This is a genomic window from Streptomyces sp. NPDC053755 (assembly GCF_040677675.1).
Lineage (GTDB): Bacteria > Actinomycetota > Actinomycetes > Streptomycetales > Streptomycetaceae > Streptomyces.
Genome location: NZ_JBFASK010000014.1, coordinates 25,357 through 52,353 on the forward strand (window position 1 = coordinate 25,357; position 26,997 = coordinate 52,353).

Annotated in this window: 18 protein-coding genes; 4 read left to right on the plus strand and 14 right to left on the minus strand. The window is 73.4% G+C overall.

Annotated features, from left to right (window positions below; all coding sequences use genetic code 11):
• Positions 1-71: 71 nt before the first annotated feature.
• The 4 genes from AB0K65_RS15890 to AB0K65_RS15905 all read right to left on the minus strand — a co-directional run bounded on the left by AB0K65_RS15890 (position 72) and on the right by AB0K65_RS15905 (position 4,188).
• On the minus strand, positions 72-575 hold the full coding sequence (locus AB0K65_RS15890) for an ATP-binding protein (RefSeq protein WP_365716728.1): 504 nt from the start codon (positions 573-575) through the stop codon (positions 72-74).
• A gap of 136 nt (positions 576-711) precedes the next feature.
• Positions 712-1,479: an enoyl-CoA hydratase-related protein gene (locus tag AB0K65_RS15895; protein WP_365716730.1), complete on the minus strand. Its 768-nt coding sequence runs from the start codon at positions 1,477-1,479 to the stop codon at positions 712-714.
• A gap of 109 nt (positions 1,480-1,588) precedes the next feature.
• Positions 1,589-2,845, minus strand: a complete 1,257-nt coding sequence (locus AB0K65_RS15900; RefSeq protein ID WP_365716732.1) for an Ig-like domain-containing protein — start codon at positions 2,843-2,845, stop codon at positions 1,589-1,591.
• A gap of 176 nt (positions 2,846-3,021) precedes the next feature.
• Positions 3,022-4,188, minus strand: coding sequence for an Ig-like domain-containing protein (locus AB0K65_RS15905; protein ID WP_365716913.1), 1,167 nt, complete (start codon positions 4,186-4,188; stop codon positions 3,022-3,024).
• A 331-nt stretch (positions 4,189-4,519) separates the two neighbouring features.
• Between AB0K65_RS15905 and glgX the strand changes: the two genes are divergently transcribed.
• Positions 4,520-6,697 (plus strand): glycogen debranching protein GlgX, encoded by a 2,178-nt coding sequence (gene glgX / locus AB0K65_RS15910; RefSeq protein ID WP_365716915.1) that lies wholly within the window; start codon positions 4,520-4,522, stop codon positions 6,695-6,697.
• A 45-nt stretch (positions 6,698-6,742) separates the two neighbouring features.
• On the opposite strand, the gene AB0K65_RS15915 is transcribed toward glgX, so the two are convergent.
• From AB0K65_RS15915 to AB0K65_RS15930, 4 genes are read right to left on the minus strand one after another with little or no spacing between them, the layout of a single operon-like run.
• Positions 6,743-7,405 (minus strand): response regulator transcription factor, encoded by a 663-nt coding sequence (locus AB0K65_RS15915; protein ID WP_365716734.1) that lies wholly within the window; start codon positions 7,403-7,405, stop codon positions 6,743-6,745.
• The gene (locus AB0K65_RS15920) at positions 7,398-8,726 is read right to left on the minus strand and encodes an ATP-binding protein (protein WP_365716736.1); all 1,329 of its coding nucleotides are present in this window, start codon (positions 8,724-8,726) and stop codon (positions 7,398-7,400) included. The genes AB0K65_RS15915 and AB0K65_RS15920 overlap by 8 nt, the downstream gene beginning before the upstream one ends.
• A 22-nt stretch (positions 8,727-8,748) precedes the next feature.
• Positions 8,749-9,495 (minus strand): ABC transporter permease, encoded by a 747-nt coding sequence (locus AB0K65_RS15925; protein WP_365716738.1) that lies wholly within the window; start codon positions 9,493-9,495, stop codon positions 8,749-8,751.
• Complete coding sequence (locus AB0K65_RS15930; RefSeq protein WP_365716740.1) at positions 9,492-10,376, minus strand: ABC transporter ATP-binding protein; 885 nt, start codon at positions 10,374-10,376, stop codon at positions 9,492-9,494. Before AB0K65_RS15930 ends, AB0K65_RS15925 begins: the two co-directional genes overlap by 4 nt.
• Positions 10,377-10,528: 152 nt before the next feature.
• On the opposite strand from AB0K65_RS15930, the gene AB0K65_RS15935 reads away from it, so the two are divergent.
• The 3 genes from AB0K65_RS15935 to AB0K65_RS15945 all read left to right on the plus strand — a co-directional run bounded on the left by AB0K65_RS15935 (position 10,529) and on the right by AB0K65_RS15945 (position 16,937).
• Positions 10,529-12,445: an ABC transporter ATP-binding protein gene (locus AB0K65_RS15935; protein WP_365716742.1), complete on the plus strand. Its 1,917-nt coding sequence runs from the start codon at positions 10,529-10,531 to the stop codon at positions 12,443-12,445.
• Positions 12,442-14,400, plus strand: a complete 1,959-nt coding sequence (locus AB0K65_RS15940) for an ABC transporter ATP-binding protein (protein WP_365716744.1) — start codon at positions 12,442-12,444, stop codon at positions 14,398-14,400. Before AB0K65_RS15935 ends, AB0K65_RS15940 begins: the two co-directional genes overlap by 4 nt.
• 512 nt (positions 14,401-14,912) lie before the next feature.
• Complete coding sequence (locus AB0K65_RS15945; RefSeq protein WP_365716746.1) at positions 14,913-16,937, plus strand: M4 family metallopeptidase; 2,025 nt, start codon at positions 14,913-14,915, stop codon at positions 16,935-16,937.
• Between the two features lie 242 nt (positions 16,938-17,179).
• Here AB0K65_RS15945 and glgP read toward each other — a convergent pair whose 3' ends face one another.
• The 6 genes from glgP to AB0K65_RS15975 form a co-directional block, all read right to left on the minus strand.
• The gene (gene glgP / locus AB0K65_RS15950) at positions 17,180-19,759 is read right to left on the minus strand and encodes an alpha-glucan family phosphorylase (RefSeq protein WP_365716748.1); all 2,580 of its coding nucleotides are present in this window, start codon (positions 19,757-19,759) and stop codon (positions 17,180-17,182) included.
• Between the two features lie 138 nt (positions 19,760-19,897).
• Positions 19,898-21,232, minus strand: a complete 1,335-nt coding sequence (locus AB0K65_RS15955) for an FAD-dependent monooxygenase (RefSeq protein ID WP_365716917.1) — start codon at positions 21,230-21,232, stop codon at positions 19,898-19,900.
• 97 nt (positions 21,233-21,329) lie between these two features.
• A complete protein-coding gene (locus AB0K65_RS15960; RefSeq protein WP_365716750.1) occupies positions 21,330-22,487 on the minus strand; it encodes a monodechloroaminopyrrolnitrin synthase PrnB family protein in 1,158 nt (385 codons plus the stop codon).
• A 172-nt stretch (positions 22,488-22,659) separates the two neighbouring features.
• Entirely contained in the window at positions 22,660-24,105 is a 1,446-nt protein-coding gene (locus AB0K65_RS15965) for an MFS transporter (protein ID WP_365716752.1), read from the minus strand.
• Between the two features lie 20 nt (positions 24,106-24,125).
• Positions 24,126-25,772: a 4-hydroxyphenylacetate 3-hydroxylase N-terminal domain-containing protein gene (locus AB0K65_RS15970; RefSeq protein ID WP_365716754.1), complete on the minus strand. Its 1,647-nt coding sequence runs from the start codon at positions 25,770-25,772 to the stop codon at positions 24,126-24,128.
• A 148-nt stretch (positions 25,773-25,920) separates the two neighbouring features.
• On the minus strand, positions 25,921-26,910 hold the full coding sequence (locus AB0K65_RS15975; RefSeq protein WP_365716756.1) for an AraC family transcriptional regulator: 990 nt from the start codon (positions 26,908-26,910) through the stop codon (positions 25,921-25,923).
• Positions 26,911-26,997: the final 87 nt, after the last annotated feature.

Sequence of the window (26,997 nt, forward strand, 5' to 3'; positions counted from 1 at the left end):
GCTCTCCACAGAAGTCCCTCGGCGCCCCACCACGGCGTACGGGGGCTTCTGTGCGTCCGGAGCCGGCGCCCTCAGCGGTCGGACACCCGCATCTCGAACCAGGTGGTCTTGCCGCGCGGCTGGAGGTCGACGCCCCAGCGGTCGGAGAGCTTGTCCACGAGGAAGAGCCCCCGGCCGCTGACATCCATCTCGTGGACCGGCATCAGGCAGGGCAGTCCGCGCGAGGGATCACGCACCTCGACGCGGATCCAGCCGCGGCGGCGCACCATGCGCAGCGCGAAGACGCGCGCCCCGGTGTGACGGACGGCGTTGCCGACGAGTTCGGAGACGAGGAGCACGGCGTGCTCGGCGATCTGCGGGGCGAGCGCCCACTGGGACAGGACGACGTACTGGGTGAGCCGGCGGGCGACGGCGGCGGACTCGGGGCGGGACGGGAGGCGGACGTCACCGTCGGCGGGGTTGCCGTACAAGTCCAGTGCCCTGAGGGCCTCTTCGTCCTCGACGGCGGGTACCCACCGTGCGGCGGTCGCCCCACCGTGCTGCCGCGGCTGTTCCGTACCTTCCAGGCCCGCCATGCCCCCATCATGGCCGCCCCGGAGGGGCCGCGTGGGCGTTCCGGCGGAATCGGCCCCCCGGAAACGTCACCTCCGGGGGAGCTTCCGTCATGTGCCGAGGGCGGGCGCTCCCCCCGGGGTCGCGCCCGCCGCCCGGTCAGAGGAACTTCGCCTTGCCCGGACCCTCTTCGACGAAGCTGCGCATGCCGCGCTCCCGGTCCTCGGTCGCGAACAGGCCCGCGAACCAGGTGCGCTCGATCGCCAGACCGGTGTCGATGTCGGCCTCCAGGCCCTGGTCGACCGCCTCCTTCGCGGCCCGCAGCGCCAGGGCCGGGCCCTGGGCGAGCTTGGCGGCCCAGGCGTGCGCCTGCTCGTACACCTCGGCGGCCGGGACGACCCGGTCCACCAGACCGAGCCGGAGGGCCTCGTCGGCCTTGACCATCCGGCCGGTGAAGATGAGGTCCTTGGCCCGCGAGGGACCGATGAGGCGCGACAGGCGCTGGGTGCCGCCCGCGCCCGGGATGAGCCCGAGCAGGATCTCGGGCTGGCCGAGCTTGGCGTTGTCGGCGGCGATCCGGTAGTCGGCGCACAGGGCCAGCTCGCAGCCGCCACCGAGGGCGTACCCGGTGACCGCGGCCACGACCGGCTTGGGGATCCGGGCGATCGCCGTGAAGGAGTCCTGGAGCGCGCGCGACCGCTTCACCATGGCCGCGTGGTCCATGACCTGCATCTCCTTGATGTCCGCGCCGGCCGCGAACACCTTCTCGCCGCCGTAGAGGATCACGGCGCGCACGTCGTCGCGGTCGGTCGCCTCGGCGGCGAGCTCCCGGAGCCGGTCCTGGGTGGCGATGTCGAGGGCGTTCATCGGAGGACGGTCGAGGCGGATCGTGCCGACGCCTTCGGCGACTTCGAGGTTCACAGTCATACCCCGCAGGTTAGTGGCCGTTAACGACAAGAGGCCCGGTGCCGTTGGTCACAGCACCGGGCCTTCTCCGGGACGGCCTACGGAGGGCCGCCCCGCCGTCTCAGGCGTCCTACTTGATCCACTCCGACCAGTCCATGTTCCAGCCGTTGAGGCCGTTGTCCGGCTGGATCTGCTTGTCCTTGGAGTTCTTCACGATCACGACGTCGCCGATGAGCGAGCGGTCGTAGAACCAGGCCGCCGGGGTGGAGCCGTCACCGGCGCCGCGCGCGTCCCGCAGCCCGACACAGCCGTGGCTGACGTTGGACGAGCCGAACGTCCCGGCCGAGGCCCAGTAGTTGCCGTGCACGAAGGTGCCCGAGGTGGACAGGCGCATGGCGTGCGGCACGTCCTTGATGTCGTACTCCCCGCCGAAGCCCACCGTGGCTCCGTTCATGCGGGTCACCTTGTACTTCTCGCTGATGACCATCTGGCCGTTGTACGTCGTGGTCGACGGCGCGCCGGCGGTGATCGGGATGGTCCGGATGATCTTGCCGTCGCGCTCGACCTTCATCGTCTTGGCGCCGGCGTCCACCGTCGACACCTGGCGGCGGCCGATGGTGAAGGAGATCTTCTTCTTCTGCTTGCCGTAGACCCCCGGACGGCCCTCGACGCCGTCGAGGTTGAGCTCGACGGTCACCTTGGTGCCCGCGGCCCAGTACTCCTGCGGGCGGAAGTCGAGCCGGTCGTTGCCGAACCAGTGGCCCTCGACCGGAACCGACGGCTCCGCCGTCACCTTGATGGCGCGCTCCACGGCCTCGGGGTCGGTGATGCCGCGGGTGAAGTTGATGGAGACCGGCATGCCGACGCCGACGGTCGAACCGTCCTCGGGCGTGTAGTGGCCGATGAAGGTGTTCTTCGGGACGAGGGTGGTGAAGGTGGTGTCCTTCGCCGACTCGCGGCCCTCGGCGTCCTTGGCGATCGCGTGGACCTTGTACTGCGTGCCGGCGGCGAGGTGGCCGACGGGCTGCCAGCTCGCCCCGTCCGCGGCGATCTTGCCCTCGACCTCGGTGCCCTTGGAGTCGGCGACCGTGACCGTGGTGAGCTTGCCCTGCTGCGCCGTCACCTTCAGCGCGCCGGAGGTCGCCACCGCCTCGGCGCCGTCCTTCGGGGCGATCGTCACGACCGCCGCCGACGCGGCGTTCTCCTGCTTCCCGCCGCCGTTCTGCGCCGGGTCCCCGCCCTTGCCTCCGGCCGGGTCCCCTCCCCCGCAGGCGGTGAGGACGAGGAGCAGTGCCCCCACGGCCAGCGCCTGCAGCCGTGTGCCTCCGGTGCGCCGCCCCCGCCGCGTAGCCCCGACCGATGCCCCCGATATCGGCTGCCCGTTCACAATGGTTCGTCTCCCCTCGCACGGCCTGGCCCCGCCACGGCCCGCACCCCCGGCGCGCATCCTCCGCGCGCACGGCGTTAGATAATCACACCGCGGGACACGAAAGCTCCACGCGAATGTCACCGTTCAGTCCCAGTTGCGCGCGGGTGACGCAGGTCAGCGAGGGGATCGGGGTCTCACCGCAGGGCGGAGCCGGCCTTCCACCGGTTCCACTCCATGTTCCATCCACCGAGGCCGTTGTCGGGAGCGACCTTTCGGTCACGGGAGTTGACCACTTCCACCACGTCGCCGATGAGCGTCCGGTCGAAGAACCAGCCCGCCGGGGAGTCCGGACTGCCGCCCTTCACGTCCCGCAGCCCCACGCAGCCGTGGCTGACGTTGGCGGTGCCGAACGTGCCGGAGTCCGCCCAGTAGTTGCCGTGGAGGAAGGTGCCGGAGTCGGTCAGCCGCATCGCGTGCGGTACGTCCTTGATGTCGTACTCGCCGCCGAAGCCGACCGTCCGGCCGTCCATCCGCGTCACGTCGAACAGCTCCGTGACCACCATCCTGCCGTTGTACGTCGTCGTCTTGGGCGCCCCCGCCGTGATCGGCAGCGTCGCGAGGAGCTCGCCGTCGCGGCGCACCTCCATGGTGTGCGCGGCCGCGTCGACCACGGAGACCTGCGAGCGCCCGACGGTGAAGCCGACCTTCTTGCTCTGGATGCCGTACACCCCCGGGGCGCCCTCGACGTCGCGCAGCGCGAGGTCGACGGTGACCCGTGTGCCCGGCTTCCAGTACTCCGCGGGCCGGAAGTCGAGCCGCTCCTTGCCGAACCAGTGGCCCGCCACCTCCACCGGCGGGTCGGAGGTGATCCTGATGGCCCGTTCGACGGCCGCCCGGTTCTCGATCGGCCGGTTGAAGCCGAAGGAGACGATCATGCCGGTGCCGACCGTGGAACGGTTCTCCGGCTTGAAGTAGCCGATGAAGCGCCGCTCCGGGACGACCGTGGTGAAGGTGGTGTGGCGGGCGGAGCGCCGGCCGTGCGCGTCGAGCGCCACCGCGTCCACGCTGTACTTCGCCGCCAGCGCCAGGCGGGTGGCCGCCCGGGGCCGCCAGCGCAGTCCGTCCGCGCTGATCTCGCCGGGCACCTCGGCCCGCTGCGCGTCCTCGACGCGCACGACCGTCACCCGTTCGAGCCGGCCGCTGTCCACCCTCACCTCGATCGGCCCCTCGGCCGGGACGGCCCGGCTGCCGTCCTCCGGGCTGATCCGGATGACGTCGCCCGGAGCCCGGGCCTTGCCGGGCAGCGACACGCCGAGACCACCGCCACCGCCCTCGGTGCAGCCCGCGAGTCCGGCCACCATTCCCGCCGCCACCAGGGCGAGCACCGCACCGGTCCTGCGGCCTGTCTTCCGGGTCCTGCCGGGCTCCCGGCCCGCCAGGCGGGCCCGCACCCGCTTCAGTACGTGATTCACGACCGGCCCAACGACGGCCACCCTCCAGGGGAAACGTGCGTGCGGGTCATGTTGGGAGTGCGGCACTCCGGGAAGAACAGGGGGGAGGACCACGTGCGGGGAGCCGCGGCCGGGACGCCGCGGGGCCTTGGCGGCACGGGGCCCCGACGAGCCGCGGGAGGCCGGACAGGTGTCGAGCGCAGCCGAGCAGGAGGCGGTAACGGACGGGTCGACGCGGAGCGTGCGGCCCTCCCTTGCCGTGGAACGGCGCGGACCGGCCGTGTGGCCGGGCGCGCCGACACCGTTGGGGGCACGCTGCCGGGTCGGCCCGGACGGCGTGGCGGGCACGAACTTCGCGCTGTGGGCCGGCGGGGCGGAGGCCGTCGAGCTGTGCCTCTTCGGCGCCGACGGCGCCGAGAGACGGCTGCCGCTGACCGAGCTGACCCACGAGATCTGGCACGGCTTCGTGCCGGGCGTGGGCGCGGGGCAGCGGTACGGATTCCGGGTGCACGGGCGCTGGGACCCGTGGACGGGGGCCCGCTGGAATCCGGCCAAGCTGCTCCTCGATCCCTACGCGCGGGCGGTGGACGGAGACTTCTCGCTGCCCGCGGAGGTGTACGGACACGTGCGGGACTGGCCGCAGCAGCACGTGGCCGACACCGTGCGCGACGACCGGGACTCCGCTCCGTTCGTCCCCAAGGGCGTGGTGGTCCAGGACGACGACGACTGGGCCGACGACCGCAGGCCGAAGACGCCGTGGCCGGACTCGGTCATCTACGAGCTGCACGTGAAGGGCTTCACCCGGCTGCACCCGGGCATCCCGGAGAGGCTGCGGGGCACCTACGCCGGGCTCGCGCACCCGGCGGCCGTCGAGCATCTCGTAGGGCTCGGCGTGACGGCGGTCGAACTCCTGCCGGTCCATCAGTTCGCGCACGAGGACCATCTGCTCCGGCGCGGTCTGCGCAACTACTGGGGCTACAACTCCATCGGCTACTTCGCGCCGCACGCGGGCTACTCCTCGTCCGGGACGACCGGGCAGCAGGTGGGCGAGTTCAAGCGGATGGTGCGGGCGCTGCACGAGGCCGGCATCGAGGTCATCCTCGACGTGGTCTACAACCACACCGCCGAGGCGGGCGAGCTGGGTCCGACGCTGTCGCTCAAGGGCATCGACAACCGCGGCTACTACCGGCTCCAGGCCGATGCCCGCCGGTACGCCGACTACACCGGCTGCGGCAACACCCTGCACGTGGTGCAGCCGCAGGTGCTGCGGCTGATCACCGACAGCCTGCGCTACTGGGTGACGGAGATGGGCGTCGACGGCTTCCGCTTCGACCTGGCGGCGGCGCTCGCCCGCTCGATGCACGACGTCGACATGCTCTCCCCCTTCCTCGCGGTCATCGCCCAGGACCCGGTGCTGCGGCGGGTGAAGCTGATCGCCGAGCCGTGGGACGTGGGCAACGGCGGCTACCAGGTGGGGGCGTTCCCGCCGCTGTGGACCGAGTGGAACGACCGCTATCGCGACGCCGTCCGCGATTTCTGGCGCGGCGCGCTGCCGGACGTCCGGGACCTCGGGTACCGCCTGTCGGGCTCCAGCGACCTGTACGCCTGGGGCGGCCGTCGCCCCTACGCCTCGGTCAACTTCATCACCGCGCACGACGGCTTCACGCTGCGCGACCTGGTGACCTACGAGCGCAAGCACAACGAGCCGAACGGCGAGGGCAACCGCGACGGCACGAACGACAACCGGTCCTGGAACTGCGGGACGGAGGGCGAGACCGACGACCCGGAGGTGAACGCCCTGCGGCTGCGGCAGCTGCGCAACCTGCTCACGACGCTGCTGCTGTCGACCGGGGTGCCGATGCTGGTCGCGGGCGACGAGATGGGGCGGACCCAGGGGGGCAACAACAACGCCTACTGCCAGGACGACGAGACGAGCTGGCTCGACTGGTCCCTGCCCGAGGACCCCGGCCGGCGGGGCCTGCTGGACCTGACCCGCCGGCTCCTCGCCCTGCGCCACACGCATCCCGTGCTGCGCCGCCGGGCGTTCTTCTCCGGCCGGCCCCAGGGCGCGGACGGGCTGCGGGACCTGGCGTGGTTCACGGCGGAGGGCACGGAGATGACCGAGGGGGACTGGTACTCCCCCACGTCCACGCTGGGCCTGTACCTCTCGGGCCGTGACATCCCGGGCCGGGACGCCCGGGGCGAGCAGATCACCGACGACAGCTTCCTGGCGGTGCTGCACGCGGGCTCCCGGCCGGTGGAGTACCTGCTGCCGGGGCCGCCGTGGGCGGAGTCGTACGAACGGGTCCTGGACACCGCCGAGGAGGACCAGACCCGGGCGCCGGGGACGGTCCACCGGGGCGGTGAGCGGGTGACGGTCGGGGCGCGGTCGGTGGTGCTGCTGCGGGTCGGGGGGTGACGGGCGCAGCGCCCCCGGGAATCGCCGGACACCCCCAGGGGGCGGTCAGCCGCCGCGGCCCAGGATGCCCCGGTCGTAGGCCGTCGCCACCGCGGCCGCCCGGTCCTTGGAGCCGAGCTTGGCGTAGATGTGCGTCAGATGGGTCTTCACGGTCGCCTCGCTGATGAACAGCTCGGCGGCTATGGCGCGGTTGGAGGTGCCCTTGGCGACGAGTTCGAGGACTTCGCGTTCGCGGGCGGAGAGCGACTCGTCGGCGGGGGCGGCGGGCGTGCGGACCCGGGAGACCAGCCGGGTCGCGACCGCCGGCGAGAGGACCGTGCGCCCCTCGGCGGCGGCCCGGACGGCGGCGAACAGCTCCTCCCGGGGCGCGTCCTTCAGGAGGTAACCGGTGGCCCCCGCCTCGATCGCGGGGAGCGTTTCCGTGTCGGTGTCGTACGTGGTGAGGACGAGGACCCGCGCGCGGGCGCCGCGCCGGGTCAGTTCGGCGATGGCCTCCACGCCGTTGCCGCCGGGCATGCGCAGGTCCATGAGGACGACGTCCGGATCGAGCAGCAGGGCGAGCCGGACGGCCTCGACACCGTCCGACGCCTCGCCGAGGACGGCGAAGCCGGGGCCGGTGCCGTCCGGGGACCCCGCGGTGAACATCCCGCGCAGCCCGTCCCGTACGACGGGGTGGTCGTCGACGATCAGCAGGGTGATCTCAGTCATGGTGGACCAACGGTACGCGGGCACAGACCGCCGTGCCCTCACCGGGCCCGGTCTCCACGGCGACGGAGCCGGCGAGGCGTTCCGCCCGGGCGCGCATGCCGTGGAGGCCGAAGCCGCCGCCGCCCGGACGGACCGGAACGGCCGAGGGGTCGAAGCCCCGTCCGTCGTCGCGGACGTCGAGGGTGATCTCGTCGCCCATGTACGAGAGGGTGACACCGGCCCGGGAGGCGCCGGAGTGGCGCTCGGCGTTGGCCAGGGCCTCCTGGGCGATGCGCAGCAGGGTGGCGGCGACCTCGTCGTGGAGGGGCTCCTCGGTACCGGTGACGGTGAACCGGGTGGTGACGCCGGTGCGTTCGGACCATCCGGCGACGGTCGTCTTCAGGGCTTCGGGAAGGGTGTCGTGCTCCAGGGCGACCGGACCGAGGTTCTGCACGGAGCGCCGGGCCTCGCCGAGACTGTGCCGGGCGAGGTCGGAGGCGCGCTGGAGGTGGACACGGGCGAGGGAGGGGTCCGGGGTGGCGGTGACGACGTGGAGCTGGGTGATGATCCCGGTCAGGCCCTGGGCGATGGTGTCGTGGATCTCGGCGGCGAGGCGCCGCCGCTCGTCGGCCACCCCCGCCTCACGGGCCTGGAGCAGGAGCTGCGCCTGGAGGGCGGCGTTCTCGGCGAGGGCCTGCTCCAGGCGGGCGTTGGTCCGCGCGAGTGCGGTGATGGTCGCGGCGCGTTCGGCCGCCTTCTCCGCCTCCTTCGTGCCGATGTGGGCGAAGCCGAGGGCCAGGCAGGCGTTGAGCGCGAACAGACCGCCGAACGCCGCCCAGTGGAGGAGGGATGCGGGGGGCAGTCCGCCCGACTGGGAGCCGGCCATGATCACGGCGGTGAGGAGGAGTCCGGCGTGCGCGGCGCGGCGCGGCAGGAGGTGCACGGCGTCGAAGTAGCCGGCGCAGGCGTAGACGGCGAAGAAGGGGTTGAGCCAGGTCAGGACGAAGGCGAGAAGGGTGCGCGAGGTGAAGTAGACGACGGAGGCGACGCCCGGGGCGCAGGGGACGAGCACGATCCCGTCCGCCCCCGCCTCGCCGGCGGGGGGACCGTCCTCGGCCGCCGAGGGGCGGCGCGCCGTGCGCGGCTGCGCGCGGCGCTGGTGGGCGCCCCACCAGAGCTGGAGGGCGAGGGCCGCCGCCACGAGGCCGGCGCCCGTCCTCTTCTCAGCGGCGGCCATGAGCTGGTCGGCCGCCCCGGCCGAGAGCACCGTGGCGATGCCCAGCAGGCCGTACGGGCCCCAGCGGAGGAACTGCCGCCAGCGTTCCTCGACGGTCGTCGCCATCCCCGTGTCCTCCCCCGTCCGGTCACTCCCAGCGGAACCGGCGCACCGCCGTGGCGGTGAGCAGGACCGTCCACAGCGCCATCACGCCGAGCGCCGCCCCGCCGGGCCATCCCCCGCCCGTCGCGGCGTCCAGCGCCTGCGAGGAGGCGCCGTACGGAGTGAACCGGACGATGTCCCGCAGGGTATCGGGCATGGCCTGGACCGGAACCCAGACGCCGGCCGTGAACATCGTCGGGAAGAACACCGCCGAGCCGACCGCGGTGGCGATCTTCTGGGTCCGGGAGACCGCGCAGACGGCGGCGCCGAGGGCGAGGCCGCAGGCGACGGCGAGGAGGAGCGCGAGGACGTACCCGACGGGGTTCTCCGGCAGCCGGACCCCGAAGGCGAGCCGGCCGGTGGTGACGACCAGGAGGGAGGAGACGAGCGCCGCGGCGCCGTGCAGGGTGATCTGGGCGGCGAGCAGGGAGGCCGGGCGGACCGGGGTGGTCGACATCCGGCGCAGGATGCCGCGTTCGCGGTAGCCGGCGAGGACGGGCGGCATGGCCTGCAGCCCGGACATGATCAGCGCGAAGAGGACGGCGACGGGGACGTAGAGGTCGATGACCCGGCGGCCTCCGAGGTCGTCGGAGACCTCACGGAAGGAGGGGATCAGACCGAGGATCACCAGGAGCACCGTGGGCGAGGCCATCACCCAGAACAGCGATCCGGGCTCACGGGTGAAGAGGCGGACCTCGGTCCTCAGGACCATGGTGGTGGGGCCTGCGGTCATGGCTGGTCGGCTCCTGTCAGGTCGAGGAAGGCGTCGTCGAGGGTGGCGTCGGTGACGCGCAACTGCTGGACGGTGATCCCCCGGCCGGCGAGCAGCCCGACGAAGGCGTTCACGGTCTCGTCGGTGCCGTCGACCTCGGTGCGGCCGTCCCGTGTCGCGACGCGCGTGGCACGCGGCAGGGCGCGGAGTTCCGCCGGGTCCAGCGGCGTCGTGGCGGCGAACGAGATCACCTTGGAGGCGGTGGACCGGGCGATCAGGCCCTGGGGGGTGTCGAGGGCGGCGACCCGGCCGTGGTCGAGGACGGCGATCCGGTCGCAGAGGCGCTGGGCCTCCTCCATGAAGTGGGTGACGAGCAGGACCGTCACCCCGTCCGCCCGGATGTCCTCGATCAGGGACCAGGTGTCGCGCCGCGCCCGCGGGTCGAGCCCGGTGGTCAGCTCGTCGAGGACGACGGCACGGGGGTTGCCGACGAGCGCGAGGGCGATGAAGAGCCGCTGCTTCTGGCCGCCGGAGAGGGTGGAGAACCGTGCTTTCAGGTGCGCCCCGAGGCCGAGGCGTTCGACGAGCCCGCGCCAGTCGGCGGGCCGGTCGTAGAAGGAGGCGTACAGCTCCAGCGCCTCCCGGACGGTCAGCTTGGGCTGGAGTTCGCTCTCCTGGAGCTGCGCTCCGAGGAGGCGGGTGACGTCCGCGTGCCGGGCGACCGGGTCGAGGCCCGCGACCCGTACCGTGCCGGCGTCGGGGGTCCTGATCCCCTGCACGCACTCCACCGTGGTGGTCTTGCCCGCTCCGTTGGGGCCGAGGATCCCGAAGACCTCTCCCTCGGCGACCTCGAACGACACGTCGTCGACGACCTTCCGGTCGCCGTAGGCCTTCATCGGCATGCCCCCAGACTGGCTCCCGGGGCTGCCCGGCCGCATCGGCCGTCCCGCTCGAAACGCGGTCAGCCGATCGGTTGACCGGTGGTACGACCCGGGGCCGCGAAGGCCGAAAACCACGTGAGGGATGTCAGGGGCGAACCGTAGGCTCACCCCTGATGCCCGAAAACGATGCCCTCACCAAGGATTCCGCCGAGACCGCGGCCGGGGACCCGGCCCGGGCCCCGGACCACGCCCTCCCGTCGGCCGACGCCGGCCGCTCGGCGGTGCGCGCGCTGCTGCGCCTGTGGCCCTACGTGCGACCGGTGCGCGGGCGCTGGGCCGCCGCCGCATCGGTCGCCGTGGTCGCCTCCTGCCTGTCCCTCGTCATCCCGCTGGTCCTGAAGTGGATGGTGGACGGACCCGTTGCCGCCGGGGACCCGGGCGGGGTGTGGCTCGGGGGGCTGTACCTGCTGCTGCTCGGCATCGCGGAGGCGTTGCTCTTCGGTTTCCGGCGCTGGCTGGTGGCCCGGCCGCTGGCGAGCGTCGAGGCCCGGATGCGGGCCGACCTGTTCCGGCATCTGCAACGCCTCCCGATCGCCTTCCACGACCGGTGGGCGTCGGGCCAGCTGCTGTCCCGCGGCACGACGGACCTGATGCTGGTACGGATGTTCCTGGCCTTCCCCCTGACGTTCCTCCTGGTCAACGGAGTGACGATCCTGGCCGGTTACGTCCTCCTGCTGGGCCAGGACTGGACGCTCGGGCTGGTACTGCTGACACCCGTGGTGCCGCTGGTGATCCTGTGTTCCTTCTTCGAGGGCCGGTACGCGGTGGTCGCCCGGCGGGCGCAGGATCAGGTGGGCGACCTGACCACCGTGGTGGAGGAGAGCGTCCTCGGCATCCGCATCGTCAAGGGGTTCGGCCGCCACCGCAGTCAGGCCCGGGCGTTCCGGTCCCTGGCCGGCGGGCTGCGCTCCACCGAGCTGGTCAAGGCGCGGCTCCTGGCCGGCATCTGGGCGCTCATCACCATCCTGCCGGAGCTGGCCATCGGCGCCGCGCTGGTCCTCGGCACGGTCCGGGTCGCCGACGGCGGCCTGTCGGCCGGCACGCTCGTGGCCTTCCTCTCGACGGCCCTCGCGCTGCGGTGGCCGGTGGAGTCGATCGGCTTCCTGCTCGCGATGAGCCAGGAGGCGGCCACGGCGACCGAGCGGTACTTCGAGGTGATGGACGAGCCGGAGGAGACACCGGGGCCGCGCGCTGAAGCGGGAGACGAGCCCCGGGAGACACCAGGGCCACCGCGGGCAGCGGGAGACGAGCCCGTCGGGGCCTCGGCCGTCACGCGGGACGGGGTGCGGTTCGAGGGTGTCTCGTTCCGCTACCCGGACGCGCCCGCCGACGCGCCGGCGGTGCTCGACCGGATCGATCTGCACATCCGCCCCGGGGAGACCCTGGCCCTGGTCGGCGCCACCGGGTCCGGCAAGACGACGCTCACGGCGCTCGTGCCCCGGCTGCACGAGGCGACGGCGGGACGGATCCTGCTCGACGGCGAGGACATCACGCGGATGGAGCGCGAACGGCTGCGCACATTGGTGTCGGTGGCGTTCGAGGAGCCGACGCTCTTCTCGGCGAGCGTCGGGGAGAACGTCCTGATGGGCGCCGGGGAGGCCGCCGGGGAGCCGGAACTGCGGCGCGCGCTCGGTGTCGCCCAGGCCGAGGGCTTCGTGGCGGCGCTGCCCGAGGGCGCGGCCACCCGGGTCGGCGAGCAGGGCCTGAGCCTGTCCGGTGGTCAGCGCCAGCGCCTGGCCCTGGCACGAGCGGTGGTGGGGCGGCCCCGCTTCCTGGTCCTCGACGATCCGCTCTCGGCGCTCGACGTGCACACCGAGGCCCTGGTGGAGGCGGCGCTGCGCGAGGTGCTGCGGGACACGACCGCGCTGGTCGTGGCGCACCGGCCGTCGACCGTCCTGCTCGCCGACCGGGTCGCGCTGCTGTCCGGGGGCCGCATCGCGGCGGTGGGCACCCACCACGAACTGCTGCGCGACAGCGCCGAGTACGCCTGGCTGATGTCCGGTGAGGGCGAAGGAGAGACCCCCCGATGACGGAGACGACGGAGTCGAAGGACCCGGCGAAGCCGACGGAGCCGACGCCCTCCGCGGCACGGGAGACGGCGGACGGGGCCCCACCCGACAGGCCGGCCGACGCGCCGGGGGCGCCCGGCGAGGCGACGACGGACGGGGTGGCCGACGCGGCGGGCGCCCCCGGCGACCCGTTCGACCAGGACGACCTTCCCGCGCCGGCGGGGGCGACCGGGGCCCTGCTGCGGTCGCTGCTCTCCGCCCACCGCGCCCGGGTCGCCGTCGCCGCGCTCGTCCTGCTCCTCCAGCAGGCCGCCGTCCAGGCCGGTCCGCTGCTGGTCGCGTACGCCATCGACCGGGGCGTTCCCGCGGTCCGGGGCGGGGACCACGGCCCGCTGGTCGCCGTCGCCGCCGGCTACCTCCTCTGCGCGGCGGCGGCGGGGCTCCTGCAGTACGCCTTCGTCCGCGGCGCGGCCCGCGTCAACCAGGACGTCCTGCTCGACCTGCGCGGCCGGATCTTCCGCCACGCCCAGGCGCTCAGCCTGGACTTCCACGAGCGGTACACCTCGGGCCGGCTCATCTCCCGCTCCACCACGGACGTGGAGTCGCTGCGCGAACTGCTCGCGGAGGGGCTCCAGGAGCTGATCGGCGTCGTCCTCGCGTTCGTGTCCATCTCGGCGATGCTGCTCTGGCTGGATCTGGGCATCGGGGCGGTGGCCGTCGCCTCCTTCGCCCCCCTGTACCTGCTCGTACGGATCTACCAGCGGCGCGCGGCCGTGGTCTTCGCCGAGCGGTCCACGGCCGTCGCGGGCGTGATCGTGAAGTTCGCGGAGACGATGAACGGCATCCGGCCGGTCCGGGCCTTCCGGCGGGAGCGGGCCAACGACACCGAGTTCGCGGCGCTCAACCACCGGCACGAGCGGAGCAACGGCGACGCGCTCCTGGAGATGGCCCGCTATGTCGTGGGCTCCCGGCTCGTGGCGAACACGGCGGTCGCGGGCATGTGCCTGTGGGGCGCCTCCCGTGTGGCCGACGGGACGCTGGCGCTCGGGGTGCTCGCGGCGGCGGTGCTGTACATGCGGCGGCTGTACGACCCGATCGACCGGCTCGGCATGTTCCTCAACTCCTACCATTCGGCGGCCGCCTCGCTCGCCAAGATCGCCGGTCTGCTGGCCCAGGCGCCGGGCGTGCCGGAGGCCGCCGTTCCGCGCCCCCTCCCGCCGGCCCGTGCCGGATTCCCGGGCCGCGAGGTCGTCTTCGAGGAGGTGCGGTTCGCCTACCGCACCGGTGGCGAGGTGCTGCCCCGCTTCGACCTGCGGATCCCGGCGGGCCAGACGGTCGCGGTCGTCGGCTCGACCGGCGCGGGCAAGTCGACCCTCGCCAAGCTGCTGGCCCGCTTCTACGACCCGACCGAGGGCCGCGTCCTGCTCGACGGGGTCGACGTGCGGGAACTGGCGACGGCCGAGCTGCGGCGGGGCGTGGTGATGGTGACGCAGGAGGCGTTCCTCTTCTCCGGGACGGTCGCGGAGAACATCGCGATCGGGCGCCCGGAGGCGACGAGGGAGGAGATCGAGCACGCGGCCAAGGCCATCGGCGCGCACGACTTCATCGCCGGGCTGCCGGACGGGTACGACACCGACGTACGCAAGCGGGGCGGCCGCATCTCGGCGGGACAGCGGCAGCTGGTGGCCTTCGCCCGCGCGTTGCTGGCAGACCCGGCGGTCCTGATCCTGGACGAGGCGACCAGCTCGCTGGACGTGCCGGGCGAACGGGCGGTGCAGCGGGCGATGGACACGGTCCTCGCCGGCCGCACGGCGGTGGTGATCGCGCACCGGCTCTCCACGGTGGAGATCGCGGACCGGGTCCTGGTGATGGAGGCGGGCCGCGTGGTCGAGGACGGGACGCCGGCCGAGCTGGTCGGCGGGGACGGGCACTACGCCGGTCTCCACCGCGCCTGGCGGGACGGCGTGGTGGGCTGAGCCGGCCCGGCACCCCGCGCGGCGGCGGCCACGCCTCCGCGCGCCCCGCCGTGCCCCGGTGCGGTGTCCACGGAGTGGTCGCGTCGCCGGGCGGGCGGAACGGGCGCGGCGGGGCCCGCCGTTCGGGAGAGCCCGGGGAGGGGGCGGAACGAGCCACACCGCTACGCGGGCCCGAGGCGGGCGCGTACCCGCTGCTCAACGGTCCGGGCGGGGGCGGGCGGAGTGCGGCCGGGCCGGAGATCCTCCGCACATCACGGGCGGGCGAACACCGGGCGGCATCGCGGCCATGATCGACGAAACGTCCGCTTAACGAACACGGCCCTTCGGGCACCGGACGATTTCCGGCCAACTTCTTGACGCGCTCCTGACACGGACCGGTCATGACTGCCACTCTCCTTCCCGACTCCCCGCACCGGAGTCCGCGCCTCACGAGTACGTGCTCCACAGCTCTGTTTGCTCTGCCCGGACGACCCACCCAGCCGTCCGGAACCCCCCTCGCAAAAGGAGTCTGCGTGAGATCCACGCCCAGCCGTCGCGCCACCGCGACCGGCGCCCTGATCGCTGCCGCCGCCATGCTCGCCGTCTCGGTCCAGACGGGTGCCGCCACCGCGGCGGACACCCAGGCCGCGCCGAAGGCCCAGGCCGGCACCGCGGCCAACCCCGGCAAGCTCCCGGCCGACCTCTCGCCCGCGCAGCGCACCGCGCTGATACGGGCGGCCGACGCCGACAAGGCCGCGACCGCCAAGGCCCTCGGCCTCGGCGCCCAGGAGAAGCTGGTCGTCCGTGACGTGGTCCAGGACCGCGACGGCACCACGCACACGCGCTACGAGCGCACCTACGGCGGACTCCCCGTCCTCGGCGGCGACCTGGTCGTCGCCGAGTCCAAGGCCGGACAGACGCAGGGCGTCACGAAGGCCTCCCGCGCGGAGCTGAAGAACGTCGACCTCAGCGCCGACATCGCCCCGGCCGCCGCCGAGAAGCAGGCGCTGGCCGAGGCCAAGGCGGAGGGCTCGCAGAAGACCGCCGCCGAGCGCGCCCCGCGCAAGGTGGTCTGGATGGCCCAGGGTTCGCCCGTCCTCGCGTACGAGACCGTCGTCGGCGGCCTCCAGCACGACGGCACCCCGAACGAACTGCACGTCGTCACGGACGCCACCACCGGCAAGAAGCTGTACGAGTGGCAGGCCGTCCACACCGGTACCGGCAACACCCAGTACAGCGGCCAGGTGACCCTCGGCACCGCCCCGTCGTACACGCTGACCGACACCGGCCGCGGCAACCACAAGACGTACAACCTCAACCGCGGCACGTCCGGCACCGGAACCCTGTTCTCCGGCTCCGACGACGTCTGGGGAGACGGCACCCCGCAGAACCTCGAGACCGCGGGCGCGGACGCGCACTTCGGCGCCGGGGTCACCTGGGACTACTACAAGAACGTGCACGGCCGCTCCGGCATCCGCGGCGACGGCGTCGGCGCGTACTCCCGGGTCCACTACGGCAACGCGTACGTCAACGCCTTCTGGCAGGACTCCTGCTTCTGCATGACGTACGGCGACGGCTCGAACAACACCAAGCCGCTCACCTCCATCGACGTGGCCGCGCACGAGATGACGCACGGCGTCACCTCGAACACCGCCGGCCTCGTCTACAGCGGTGAGTCCGGCGGTCTGAACGAGGCCACCTCCGACATCTTCGCGGCGGCCGTCGAGTTCTACGCCAACAACGCGAGCGACAAGGGCGACTACCTCGTCGGCGAGAAGATCGACATCCGCGGCAACGGCACCCCGCTGCGCTACATGGACAAGCCGAGCAAGGACGGTTCGTCCAAGGACGCGTGGTACTCGGGCATCGGCGGCATCGACGTCCACTACTCCTCGGGCCCGGCGAACCACTGGTTCTACCTCCTCTCCGAGGGCAGCGGCGCCAAGACGATCAACGGCGTGAACTACGACTCGCCGACCTCCGACGGCCTGCCGGTCACGGGCATCGGCCGTGACAAGGCGGCGCTGATCTGGTTCAAGGCGCTCACCACGAAGTTCGGCTCCAACACCAACTACGCCGGTGCCCGCACCGGTACGGTCGCGGTGGCCACCGAGCTGTACGGCGCCGGAAGCGCCGAGGTGAAGGCCGTCGAGCACGCCTGGGCCGGCATCAACGTGGGCGCGCGCCCCGGCGGCGGCGACCCCGGCACCGGCAAGGTCTTCGAGAACACCGCCGACGTCGCGATCCCGGACAACGGCGCCGCGGTGACCTCCACCGTCAACGTCACCGGCATCACCGGCAACGCCCCGGCCACCCTCAAGGTGGACGTGGACATCGTCCACACCTACCGCGGTGACCTCGTCGTGGACCTCGTCGCCCCCGACGGCTCGGTCTACAACGTGCACAACCGCTCCGGAGGCAGCGCCGACAACCTCGTCGCGACCTACACCGTGAACGCCTCCAGCGAGGTCGCCAACGGTGCCTGGAAGCTGCGCGTCCAGGACAAGGCCTCGGTCGACACGGGCTACATCAACAGCTTCAAGCTGACGTTCCCGTAGCCCGCCCCCGCGGTGGCCACACCGTGACGGACGCCCGGAGGGGTTCTCCCCCTCCGGGCGTCCGTGCGTCTGCGCAGGGTGACCGGCACGGCCCGCCCTGGCGGGCCCCCGCCGAGCCGGCCGGGACGGACGAGTGCCTCCACTACCCGACGGCGCTCCTCGCGACGATCCCGGTCTGCCGGCCCTGCTTCAGCGACGGCCGCCTCACCGACCGGGCGAGGCTCCCCTGACCCGGACCCGGGTCAGCGCAACAGCACCCCCGCCTCCTCCGCGACGGCGTCGGTCGGCCAGGTCACCAGCCCCGGCTCGGCCGGGGAGGCGAGCCGTGTGTGGGCCGGCAGGACCCGGACCGTGCAGCCGAAGGGGCCGGTGCGGTCGAGGACCAGGGACCCCTCGTAGATCCGCCGGCCGTCCAGGTCGGAGAGGCCGCCGGCCGGCTTCAGGGCGCAGACGCGGGGGTCGGCGAGGGTGTCGTCGGGGGTGACGCGGCCGGTGACGGCCTGGACCTCCACGTCCTCCGGCCGCAGTTCGCCGAGGGAGACCCCCACCCGTACCGAGAGCGTCGCGCCCAGCTCGGCGTCGCCGAGGTCCTCGCCCAGTTCGCCGACCTCCACGTGGTGGACCGCGACCTTCGGCCAGGCGGTCCGCACGCGGGACTTCCAGTCGGCCAGTTCCCGGGCCGCGTCCGCGTCGAGCGCGCGGTGCGCCGCCGCGGCGGGGGCGTACAGCCGCTCCACGTACTCGCGGACCATCCGGTCGGCGAGCACCTTCGGCCCGAGGTCGCCGAGGGTCCTGCGGACCATGGCGGTCCAGCGGGCCGGGACTCCGTCCGGACCCCGGTCGTAGAAGCGGGGGGCGACCCGGCGTTCGACGAGTTCGTACAGCGCGGCCGCCTCCAGGTCGTCACGGCGCTCCTGGTCGGTGGCGGCCGCCCCGTCCGCGGTGGGGATCGCCCAGCCGAAGTCGGGCTCGAACCACTCGTCCCACCAGCCGTCGAGGACCGAGAGGTTGAGGCAGCCGTTGAGGGCGGCCTTCATCCCGCTGGTGCCGCACGCCTCCAGCGGCCGCAGCGGGTTGTTGAGCCAGACGTCGCAGCCGGGGTACAGCTTGCGCGCCATGGCCATGCCGTAGTCGGGCAGGAAGACGATCCGGTGCCGCACCCGCGGGTCGTCGGCGAAGCGGACCAGCTCCTGCACCAGCCGCTTCCCGCCGTCGTCGGCGGGGTGCGCCTTGCCGGCCACGACGAGCTGGACCGGCCGCTCGGGGTGGAGCAGCAGCGCCCGCAGCCGGTCCGGGTCGCGGAGCATCAGCGTGAGGCGCTTGTACGAGGGGACCCGGCGGGCGAACCCGATGGTGAGCACGTCGGGGTCGAGGACGGAGTCGGTCCAGCCGAGTTCGGCGGCTCCCGCGCCCCGCTGCCGCCAGGAGGCCCGCAGCCGTTCCCTTACCTCCGTGACGAGCTGTTCGCGCAGGGTGCGGCGCAGCTCCCAGAGCTCGCGGTCGTCGGCGTCCGGGCCGAGCCGGCCCACCTCGGGCGCGGTCCAGGTCGGCGCGTGGACGCCGTTGGTGATGGAGCCGATGGGCACTTCGACGGAGTCGAAGCCGGGCCACAGCCCGGCGAACATCTGGCGGCTGACCCCGCCGTGGAGCGTGGAGACGCCGTTGGCGCGCTGCGCCAGGCGCAGTCCCATGGCGGCCATGTTGAAGAGCCCGGGTTCGCCCCCGAGCGGGGTCTCGTCGCCGAGGGCGAGGATCCGGCTGACGTCGACGCCGGGAAGCTCGGCGTCGTCGCCGAGGTGGCGGGCGACCAGGCCGCGCTCGAAGCGGTCGATGCCGGCGGGGACGGGCGTGTGGGTGGTGAAGACGGTCCCGGCGCGGACGGTCTCCAGGGCCGCGTCGAAGCCGATGCCCTCACCCGCCAGTTCGCGGATGCGTTCGAGGCCGAGGAAGCCGGCGTGGCCTTCGTTGGTGTGGAAGACCTCGGGTGCCGGGGTGCCGGTGAGCCGGCAGTACGTGCGGACGGCGCGGACACCGCCGATGCCGAGGAGCATCTCCTGGAGGAGCCGGTGTTCGCTGCCGCCGCCGTAGAGGCGGTCGGTGACGTTGCGTTCGCCGGGCGCGTTCTCCTCGACGTCGGAGTCGAGCATCAGCAGGGGGACGCGGCCGACCTGCGCGGTCCAGATGTGCGCGTGCAGGCTGCGGCCGCCGGGGAGGGCGAGGGTGACCTTGGCGGGGGTGCCGTCGGTGTCGCGGAGCAGGCAGAGCGGCAGCTCGCCGGGGTCGAGGACGGGGTAGTGCTCCAGCTGCCACCCCTCGCGGGAGAGGGACTGGCGGAAGTAGCCGTGGCGGTAGAGGAGTCCGACGCCGATGAGCGGGACGCCCAGGTCGCTGGCGGCCTTGAGGTGGTCGCCGGCGAGGATGCCGAGGCCGCCGGAGTACTGGGGCAGGGCGGCGGTGACGCCGAACTCGGGTGAGAAGTAGGCGATCGCGGCGGGCAGCCCGCCGTGCTGTTCCTGGTGTTCCTGGTACCAGCGGGGGGCGTGCAGATAGTGCTCGAGGTCCTCGGCCGCGGCGTTGAGCCGGCCCAGGAACTCCTGGTCGGCGGCGAGGGCGGCGAGGCGGGCGGCGGAGACGGAGCCGAGCAGCCGGACGGGGTCGCCGTCGTCGGTGCGGCGGTCTCCCGGTGGGGCGGAAGCGACGGAGTCGAAGAGTTCACGGGTCGGCTCGTGCCAGGACCAGCGCAGGTTCCGCGCCAGGTCGGTGAGCGGTCGAAGGGTGTCGGGGAGGACGGGGCGCACGGTGAATCGACGGATTGCCTTCACGTGTTCCACCTTCGCAGGGGAGAGCGGAGCGGAGTGGGCGCACCACGCTGTGCGTCCACTGTGCGTCCCCCCGAAGGTAGGCCACTCCCCCCGTCCGGGCCACGGCGCGCGGGGGTGCGCCGGAGCCCGGACGGGGCGTCAGAAGGGCGCGCCCACCCGGACGACGGAGGTGGCGGGGATATCCGGACGGCGTGTCCCGTAGGGGGATCCCTGGTTGACGGCCGTCGGGTCGAAGGCTCCGGTGGCGGCGTAGCGGGCGGCGATGGCGGCCAGCTCCGGGGCGGGGATCACCTCGTCGATGTCGGTGAACCCGTGCGGGGCGCGCTGGTGCGCCAGGTTGATGACGACCTCGGGGCCGAGCCGGCGGTTGGCGTGCTGCAGGGCCGTCATGGCGGGCCTGCGCTCCTCCTCGTACGCGGCGAGGGCGTCCGCCGGGTCGCGGTGGACGGCCAGGGCGTGGGCGAGGGCGCGGGCGTCGACGATGGACTGGGTGGCTCCGTTGGAGCCGATCGGGTACATGGCGTGGGCGGCGTCGCCGACGAGGGTGGTGCGGCCGTGGGTCCAGCGGTCCAGGGGCTCGCGGTCGACCATGGGGTACTCGTGGGCCGCGTCGGCGGCCCGCAGGACGCCGGGCACGCTGACCCCGTCGAACTCCCACCCCTCGAAGTGGTGCAGAAACGTTTCGACAGGGACGGCGCGGTTCCAGTCGCCGCGGTACTCCTCGCGCCGCTCCTCCGCCTCCGGGTCCTCCGCGGGGCGGGCGAGGGCCCAGTTGACCAGCACGGTGCCGTCCGGGCCCGTGGGCCGGGTCATGGGGTAGACGACGGCCTTCTGGCGGTCGTCGCCGGCGATGAACATGAAGGTGCCGACGGAGCGCGCGGGCATCCGGGAGACGCCCCGCCACACGAGCATGCCGTTCCAGGGCGGACCGCCCTCGCCGGGGTTGAGCGCCGCCCGGACGGCCGAGCGGATGCCGTCGGCGCCGATCAGGACGTCCGGTTCGAGGGAGGCGTGGCCCCGGGTGGTGCCGTCGCGGTGTTCGAGACGGATCCGGGGGCGGCCGTCGGGCAGGGTCTCCGCGTGGGTGACGCGGACACCGCCGACGACGGCGGCCGGGCCGAGCCGTTCCCGCACCGCGTCGGCGAGGACCCGGTGCAGGTGGGCGCGGTGGACCGAGAGCTGGGGCCAGCGGTAGCCGGCACCGGTCCCGCGCGGTTCGCGGGAGATCAGGCCGCCGGAGCGGTGGTAGTAGCGCAGTTCGCGGGTGCGCAGGGCGCCGGCTTCGAGCCGGTCGAGCAGCCCGAGGGCGTCGAGTTCGCGGACGGCGTTGGGCATCAGATTGAGCCCGGCGCCGACCGGACGGCCGGTCCTGGCCGCCTCGACGACGGTGACCCGCCGGAATCCGGCGGCGTGCAGGGCGAGGGCGGTGGTGAGGCCGGCGATGCCGCCGCCGGCGACGACCACGTGCAGCAGTCCGCAGCCCGGCAGGTCGCACTCGTCGGGCAGGACATCGGGGAGGGCGTCGGGCTGAGGGCCCGCCGGGGGCGTGAGCGCGTTCATCGTCTCTCCCTCACGCCGCCGACGTCCGCGCGCCGGCCACCGGGCGGGGGCCGGCCACCGGGCGGGGGCTGCCCGTCGCGTGGCGCACCATGGTCTCGTTGTCCCGGGTCAGGTCGAGTATCGAGCGCAGCAGGGGGATCGGGGCGCCGCCGCTGCCTTCGTCGTACAGCCGCAGGTCGTCGCTGTATGCCTTGCGGGCGATCCCGATGTGGCGGGCGCGGAAGGTCTTGAGGATCCTCAGGACGCGGGCGAGCGCCCGGGCGGACGCCTCCAGCTGCGGGGGCAGCCGCTCGACGCTCTCCCAGCTGATGGCGGCCGACAGCTTGCTGACGGCGGAGACGCCGCCGCTGTGCCGCGCGTGGAACTCCCGCCAGGACGGCAGGCTGTACTGCACCGAATCGGCGAGGAAGGCGTCGTAGTCGGGGTGGGAGCGGTCGCACTGCCAGAGCGTCAGGTCGACGAGCCAGAGGGGGACCTGGGCGGCGGCGGGCCCGAGGTAGTCGCGCCCCGCGACGTCGATCTCCTCGAAGTAGGGGCGCAGGGTGAGCGCGAAGTACTCCGGGGTGACGTGGGCGATGGTGAAGTCGATCGAGTCCACCATCGACTGGACGTGGTGCGCGGTGCGGTCGAGGGCGACCGCGAAGCCGGGGTCGTACGGTTCGAGCCGGGCGATCCTCGCGCAGGTGTCCAGCGCCGCGACCAGTCCGGGGAAGGTCATCCGGACGGCTTCCTGGAGGTGGCCCTCCATGGGATGGCCGGTGTACATCCGCTGGCGCGGGCCGAGCGGGTTCCAGGTGGTGTAGTGGTGCACGGTGTCCCGGGGCACCATGTCGGTCCGCCGGCCCAGGAGTTCGAGGATCGGCAGGACCTCGGGCACGGCGGCGACCGGCTGGACGCCGTGGCGTTTCAGGGAGCCGAGCAGGATGCCGAGGTCACGCATGGCCGCGAGGGCGGCCTCCACGTTCCATTCCGAGGCCCGGTCCGGGTCGGGGACGAGCGTGCGCAGGGACACGACGAGCGCGGCGACGTCGGCGTCGGCGTTCATCGCGGGGAGCGCGGCGAGCAACGCGTCGGCGCCGAGCGGATCGGCCGCGCGGATGTCGCAGATGCGGTAGCGCGGATCGCCGCGTTCGTCGAGACCGGGCGCGACAAGGTCGTACAGGGTCAACGGAATGCCCCTCTTCGTGGTTTCGGATTACCTCCGGGGCATGCGATGCGTCCGCCGACGGTCGAGGGCGCTCGGCTCCCCCTCGGACATCGCCCGAGGTTCCCCCATGGTCCTGGGAGCCAGCACGTCCCTCCCTGTCGGCAGCCGCGCCCCTTCGGCTCGGTCGCCGAGATCAGATGTGGTCGCCCACGTGGTCACCGTGGGTCGGCTCGGCCGCCCGGACCCGGCGCGGTGGCGCCGTGGCGGGGGCGGGCAGGCGCAGGCGTACCGAGAGCGTCGCGGCGACGGCGGCGAAGGCCGCGCCGACGAGGAGCGCGGCTCTGAAGCCGTCGGTCCGGGCCGCTGCGGTGGCAGCGTCGGTACGGGTGGTGGCGATGGCCACCAGAACGGCGAGGCCGAGCACCGAGCCGAACTGCTGGCTGGTGTTGACGAGTCCGGATGCCAGCCCGGTCTCCTCGGGTGATGCCTGAGCCGTGGCGGCCACGTTGGTGGTGACCATCGCCAGCGGCAGGGCGACGCCCAGCAGCAGGCTGGGCGCGAGGACGGTGGTGAGGAAGGTGCCGTCGGCGGTGAGCGCGAGCGCCAGCCACAGGGTGCCGGCGCACAGCAGCGCGAAGCCGAGGGTCATGGTCCGGGTCAGCCCGTACCGGAGGATGAGCCGGCCGGTCTGCGGGGCGACCGCGACGACGACCAGGGAGAGCGGGAGCAGTCCCAGGCCGCCGTCCAGCGGGGAGTGGCCGAGGACGCTCTGGAGATAGAGGCTGACCAGGAAGAACAGGGGGAACAGCGTCATCTGGGCGAGAGCGCTGAGGGTGTTGGCGAGCCGGAGGGCCGGGCGGCGGAGCACGGCGGGCGGTACGAGGGGGGCGGCGGCCCGGGTCTCGATCACCGCGAAGGCGGCGAGGAGGGCCAGTCCGGCACCTCCGGCGCCGAGGGTACGGAGGGAGAGCGGGCCGGACTCGCCGGCGCCGACGAGCGCGTAGGCGACGAGGCCCAGCCCTCCGGTGGCGGTGAGCGCTCCGGCGAGGTCGAAGCCCCGGTCGGCGCGGCGCTCGCCCGGCGCGAGGACGCGGGGGGCGAGCGCGGCCAGGACCGCGGCGGCCAGGACGTTGAGCCAGAACGTGGAGCGCCAGCCGCCGAGGTCGGTGAGGACGCCGCCGGCGACGGTGCCGAGGACGCCGCCGAGTCCGCCCATGGCGGCGAAGGCGCCGAGCGCCTGGTGGCGGGCGGGGCCGTCCGGGAAGAGGCCGAGGAGCAGCGCGAACGCGGCGGCCGCGGCGAGGGCGGCCCCGACGCCCTGTGCGGCGCGGGCGGCGACGAGGGCGTTCGCGTGCGGGGCGAGGGCTCCGGCGGCCGAGGCGGCGGCGAGCACTCCGAGGCCGGCGAGGAAGAGTCGGCGGTGGCCGAGGAGGTCGGCGGCGCGGCCGCCGAGCAGCAGCAGGCCCCCGAAGGTGATCAGGTAGGCGTTGGCCACCCAGGACAGACCGGCGGACCCCGGTCCGAGGTCCTCGCCGATCGAGGGGAGGGCGACGTTGACGACCGCGGTGTCCAGGATGAGCAGCAGCTGCGTGGACGCGAGCAGGGCGAGGGCCCCACGCGGCGAGGCGGAGCCGGCCACCGGTGACTCCCGGGAGCCGGTCACCGGCCGGTCCCGGTCGTCGTCCCCGGGGCCGGCCCGGAGACCGCCTCCGGGGCCGGGCCGGAAGGAGCCCCGGATGCCGCCCGCCCGGCGGATCCGGAAACCGAGCCCGTACCGGACCCGGACGCCGCCTCCGTAGCGGACCCGGAGGCCGCCGCCCCGGCGGGCGCCGGGGCCGATCCGGAAGCCGCCCCCCGGGTCGCCCTCGGCGTGGTGCCCGTCGTCCCCAGGTCGTAGCCGTCCAGGCACGCCTGGGCCAGGCTCACGCAGTCGTCGGCGCCTCCCGCCCCGTTCTGCATCGTCAGATAGACGTGCGGGGCGCCCTGGTAGAAGCGCTCGTACTGCTCGTGCCGGCCGGCGAACTCCGAGCCGAGGGCGTCCCAGGCGAGTTTCAGGAGTTTGATCCGGTCCTCGGCCGGATGGCCCGGCGTGCGGAAGTACCGGCGGACCAGCGGCCCCAGCTCCGGGTGGAGCAGGTCCCTGCCGCTCGCCGGGGTCTGGATGACCGACCCGCCCGCGAGGAGCTTGATGTCCTGCAGGGCCCGCGGGTACAGCTCACCGGCCATGATCCGCTGGGCGAAGGAGATCTCCTGCCCCGGCCGCACCCCGCCCCGGCCCCCGTCGACCGGCTCCCACGACGCCTCCGCCGCCAGTACGAACGCCTTGGCCTGCGCGACCATGCCGAGCAGCCGCCCGATCGCCTGGGCCACCGGCGGCAGCCCGTCCGTGCCGTTGGACCGGGCGATGAGGATCGCGAGGCCGGTGAGGAACTCCAGCTTGGTCCAGAACCGCGTCGCCGACTGGTGGGTGAAGTTCAGATAGGCCGGGGTCTGCCACCACATCGCGGCGGTCGTGTCGACGTCCCGGTAGGTCAGCACCCGTTCCCACGGGACGAACACGTCGTCGCAGACGAGCAGCGCGTCGTTCTCGTCGTACCGGGAGGAGAGCGGATGGTCGAAGACGGACCGCGCGCGCCCCTCGTAGGAGGTCCGGGAGACCAGTTTCAGGCCGGGGGTGTCCACGGGGACGGAGAAGGTCAGCGCCCGCTCGACGTCCTCCCGGGCGAGCGGCTCGATCGTCCCGACCAGGATCTCGTCGGCGAACACCGCGCCGGTGCCTATGGTCTTGGCGCCGCGCACGACGATCCCGTCCGCGCGGTCCTGGACGACCCGGACCGTCAGGTCGTCGTCCGCGCCGCCCCCGCAGGCCGGGTTGGTGATGGTGAAGGCGCAGTACAGCCCGCCCTCGGCGAGCCTGCGGTGGTAGGCCAGCGCGTGGCCGGCGCCGTCGAAGCACTCGGTGTCGAAGACCTGGGGGGCGGCGGCGAAACCGGCCGCGCCGGAGGCCATGTAGTCGGGGGTCCGGCCGAGGAAGCCGTAGCTCGCCTCCGCCCACGCCTTGTAGGCCCGGCGCCGGGCGACCAGGTCCTCGTACGACCGGGGGACGGCGTAGGCGCGGTGCACCCCGCCCTGCACGAGGACGGGGGTGAGCGGCGAGTCGTGGGCGAGGTCGAAGAGGCCGGCGAAGGAGGCCGCGGTGGCCCGGAAGGCGGGATGCGTGGTGACGTCCTTGATCCGCTCACCGTCGAGCCAGATCTCGCGCCCGTCGCGCAGCGCCTCCAGATACTCCTGCCCGGACCTCGTCACCGCTTATCGCCTCTCCTCGTACGTCATGGCTCCGCCGCCTTGAGCCTCCACGGCTCGGGGCACCGGGGCAATGAACGTCCGTCCAGCGGTCCTTAAGAACCGGCCAGGGATGTTCCGGTCATGCGGCTTTTGTCCTGATCACACGAGGTCACGCGGCGTTGTCGAAGCCGGAGCGGTACTCCCCCGGTGTCGTCCCGAACCACTTGCGGAAGGCCAGGTGGAAGCCGACGGCGCTCTGGTAGCCGACCCTGGCCGGGACGGCGGACTGCGGGATCGAGGTCTCCGTGAGCAGCCGGGCCGCCTCCTGCATGCGCCGGCCCGTGAGGTGGCGCGCGGGCGCCTCGCCGACCAGCTCGCGGAAGGCGGCGGTGAACGCGGAGCGGGACATGCCGACCTCCCGGGCGAGGGACTCGATGGTCCAGGGCTCGGCGAACCGGGTGGCGATCATGACCAGGGCCCTGCTGATGCCCGGGTGGCGCAGCACGGGCAGCGCGTCCGGTTTGTCGGTGAGCTCGCGCAGCAGCGGGCGCAGGGCGAGGACGAGCGCCATCTCGAAGGCGCGCAGGGTGATCAGCCGGTCCCCCGGGCCGAGGGGCCGCGCGGGGTCGGCGAGCAGCCGCAGGGTGTCGCGGAGGAGGGGTTCGCGTTCGACCTGCGGGCCGTCGAGGACCAGTGCCCAGGGCAGTGAGGTGTAGAGGCCCGTGGCGGCGCTGGCGTCGTAGTGGAGTCCGGCGCACAGCAGCCGGCTCTCGGTGCCGGTGCCCTCGATGACGATCTCGCCGGAGGTGCCCGGCTGCCGCTCGGGCAGGACGGCCTTGAGCGGCACGCCCTGGCGGTCGGGCCGGTCGGAGAGCCGGTGGGCGGTGCCGGTGGGGAAGACGATGAGGTCGCCGGCGCGCAGCTCCAGCGGCGCCTGGCCCTCGCCGGTGATCCAGCAGCCCCCTTCCACGAGGTAGTGCAGGACGGCGCAGCTCTGCTCCGCGTCGCCCTCGATGGCCCAGGGCGCGCGGACGTGCCACCGGCTGTCGAAGACGCCGGTGAGCCGGAGCGGTTTCAGCAGTTCGCTCAGGAGGTCGTCGCGCTGGTCGTCGCGCTCCTCCCCGTGCCGGTCGTGACAGTCGGTTCCCACGGTGTCCATGGACGATCCTTCAACTTCCGCCCCGGTTTGTTAATTGAACGGCCGAAGCCGCCGCCGCCAGCCTGAGAGAGCCGTCACGGCAGCAGT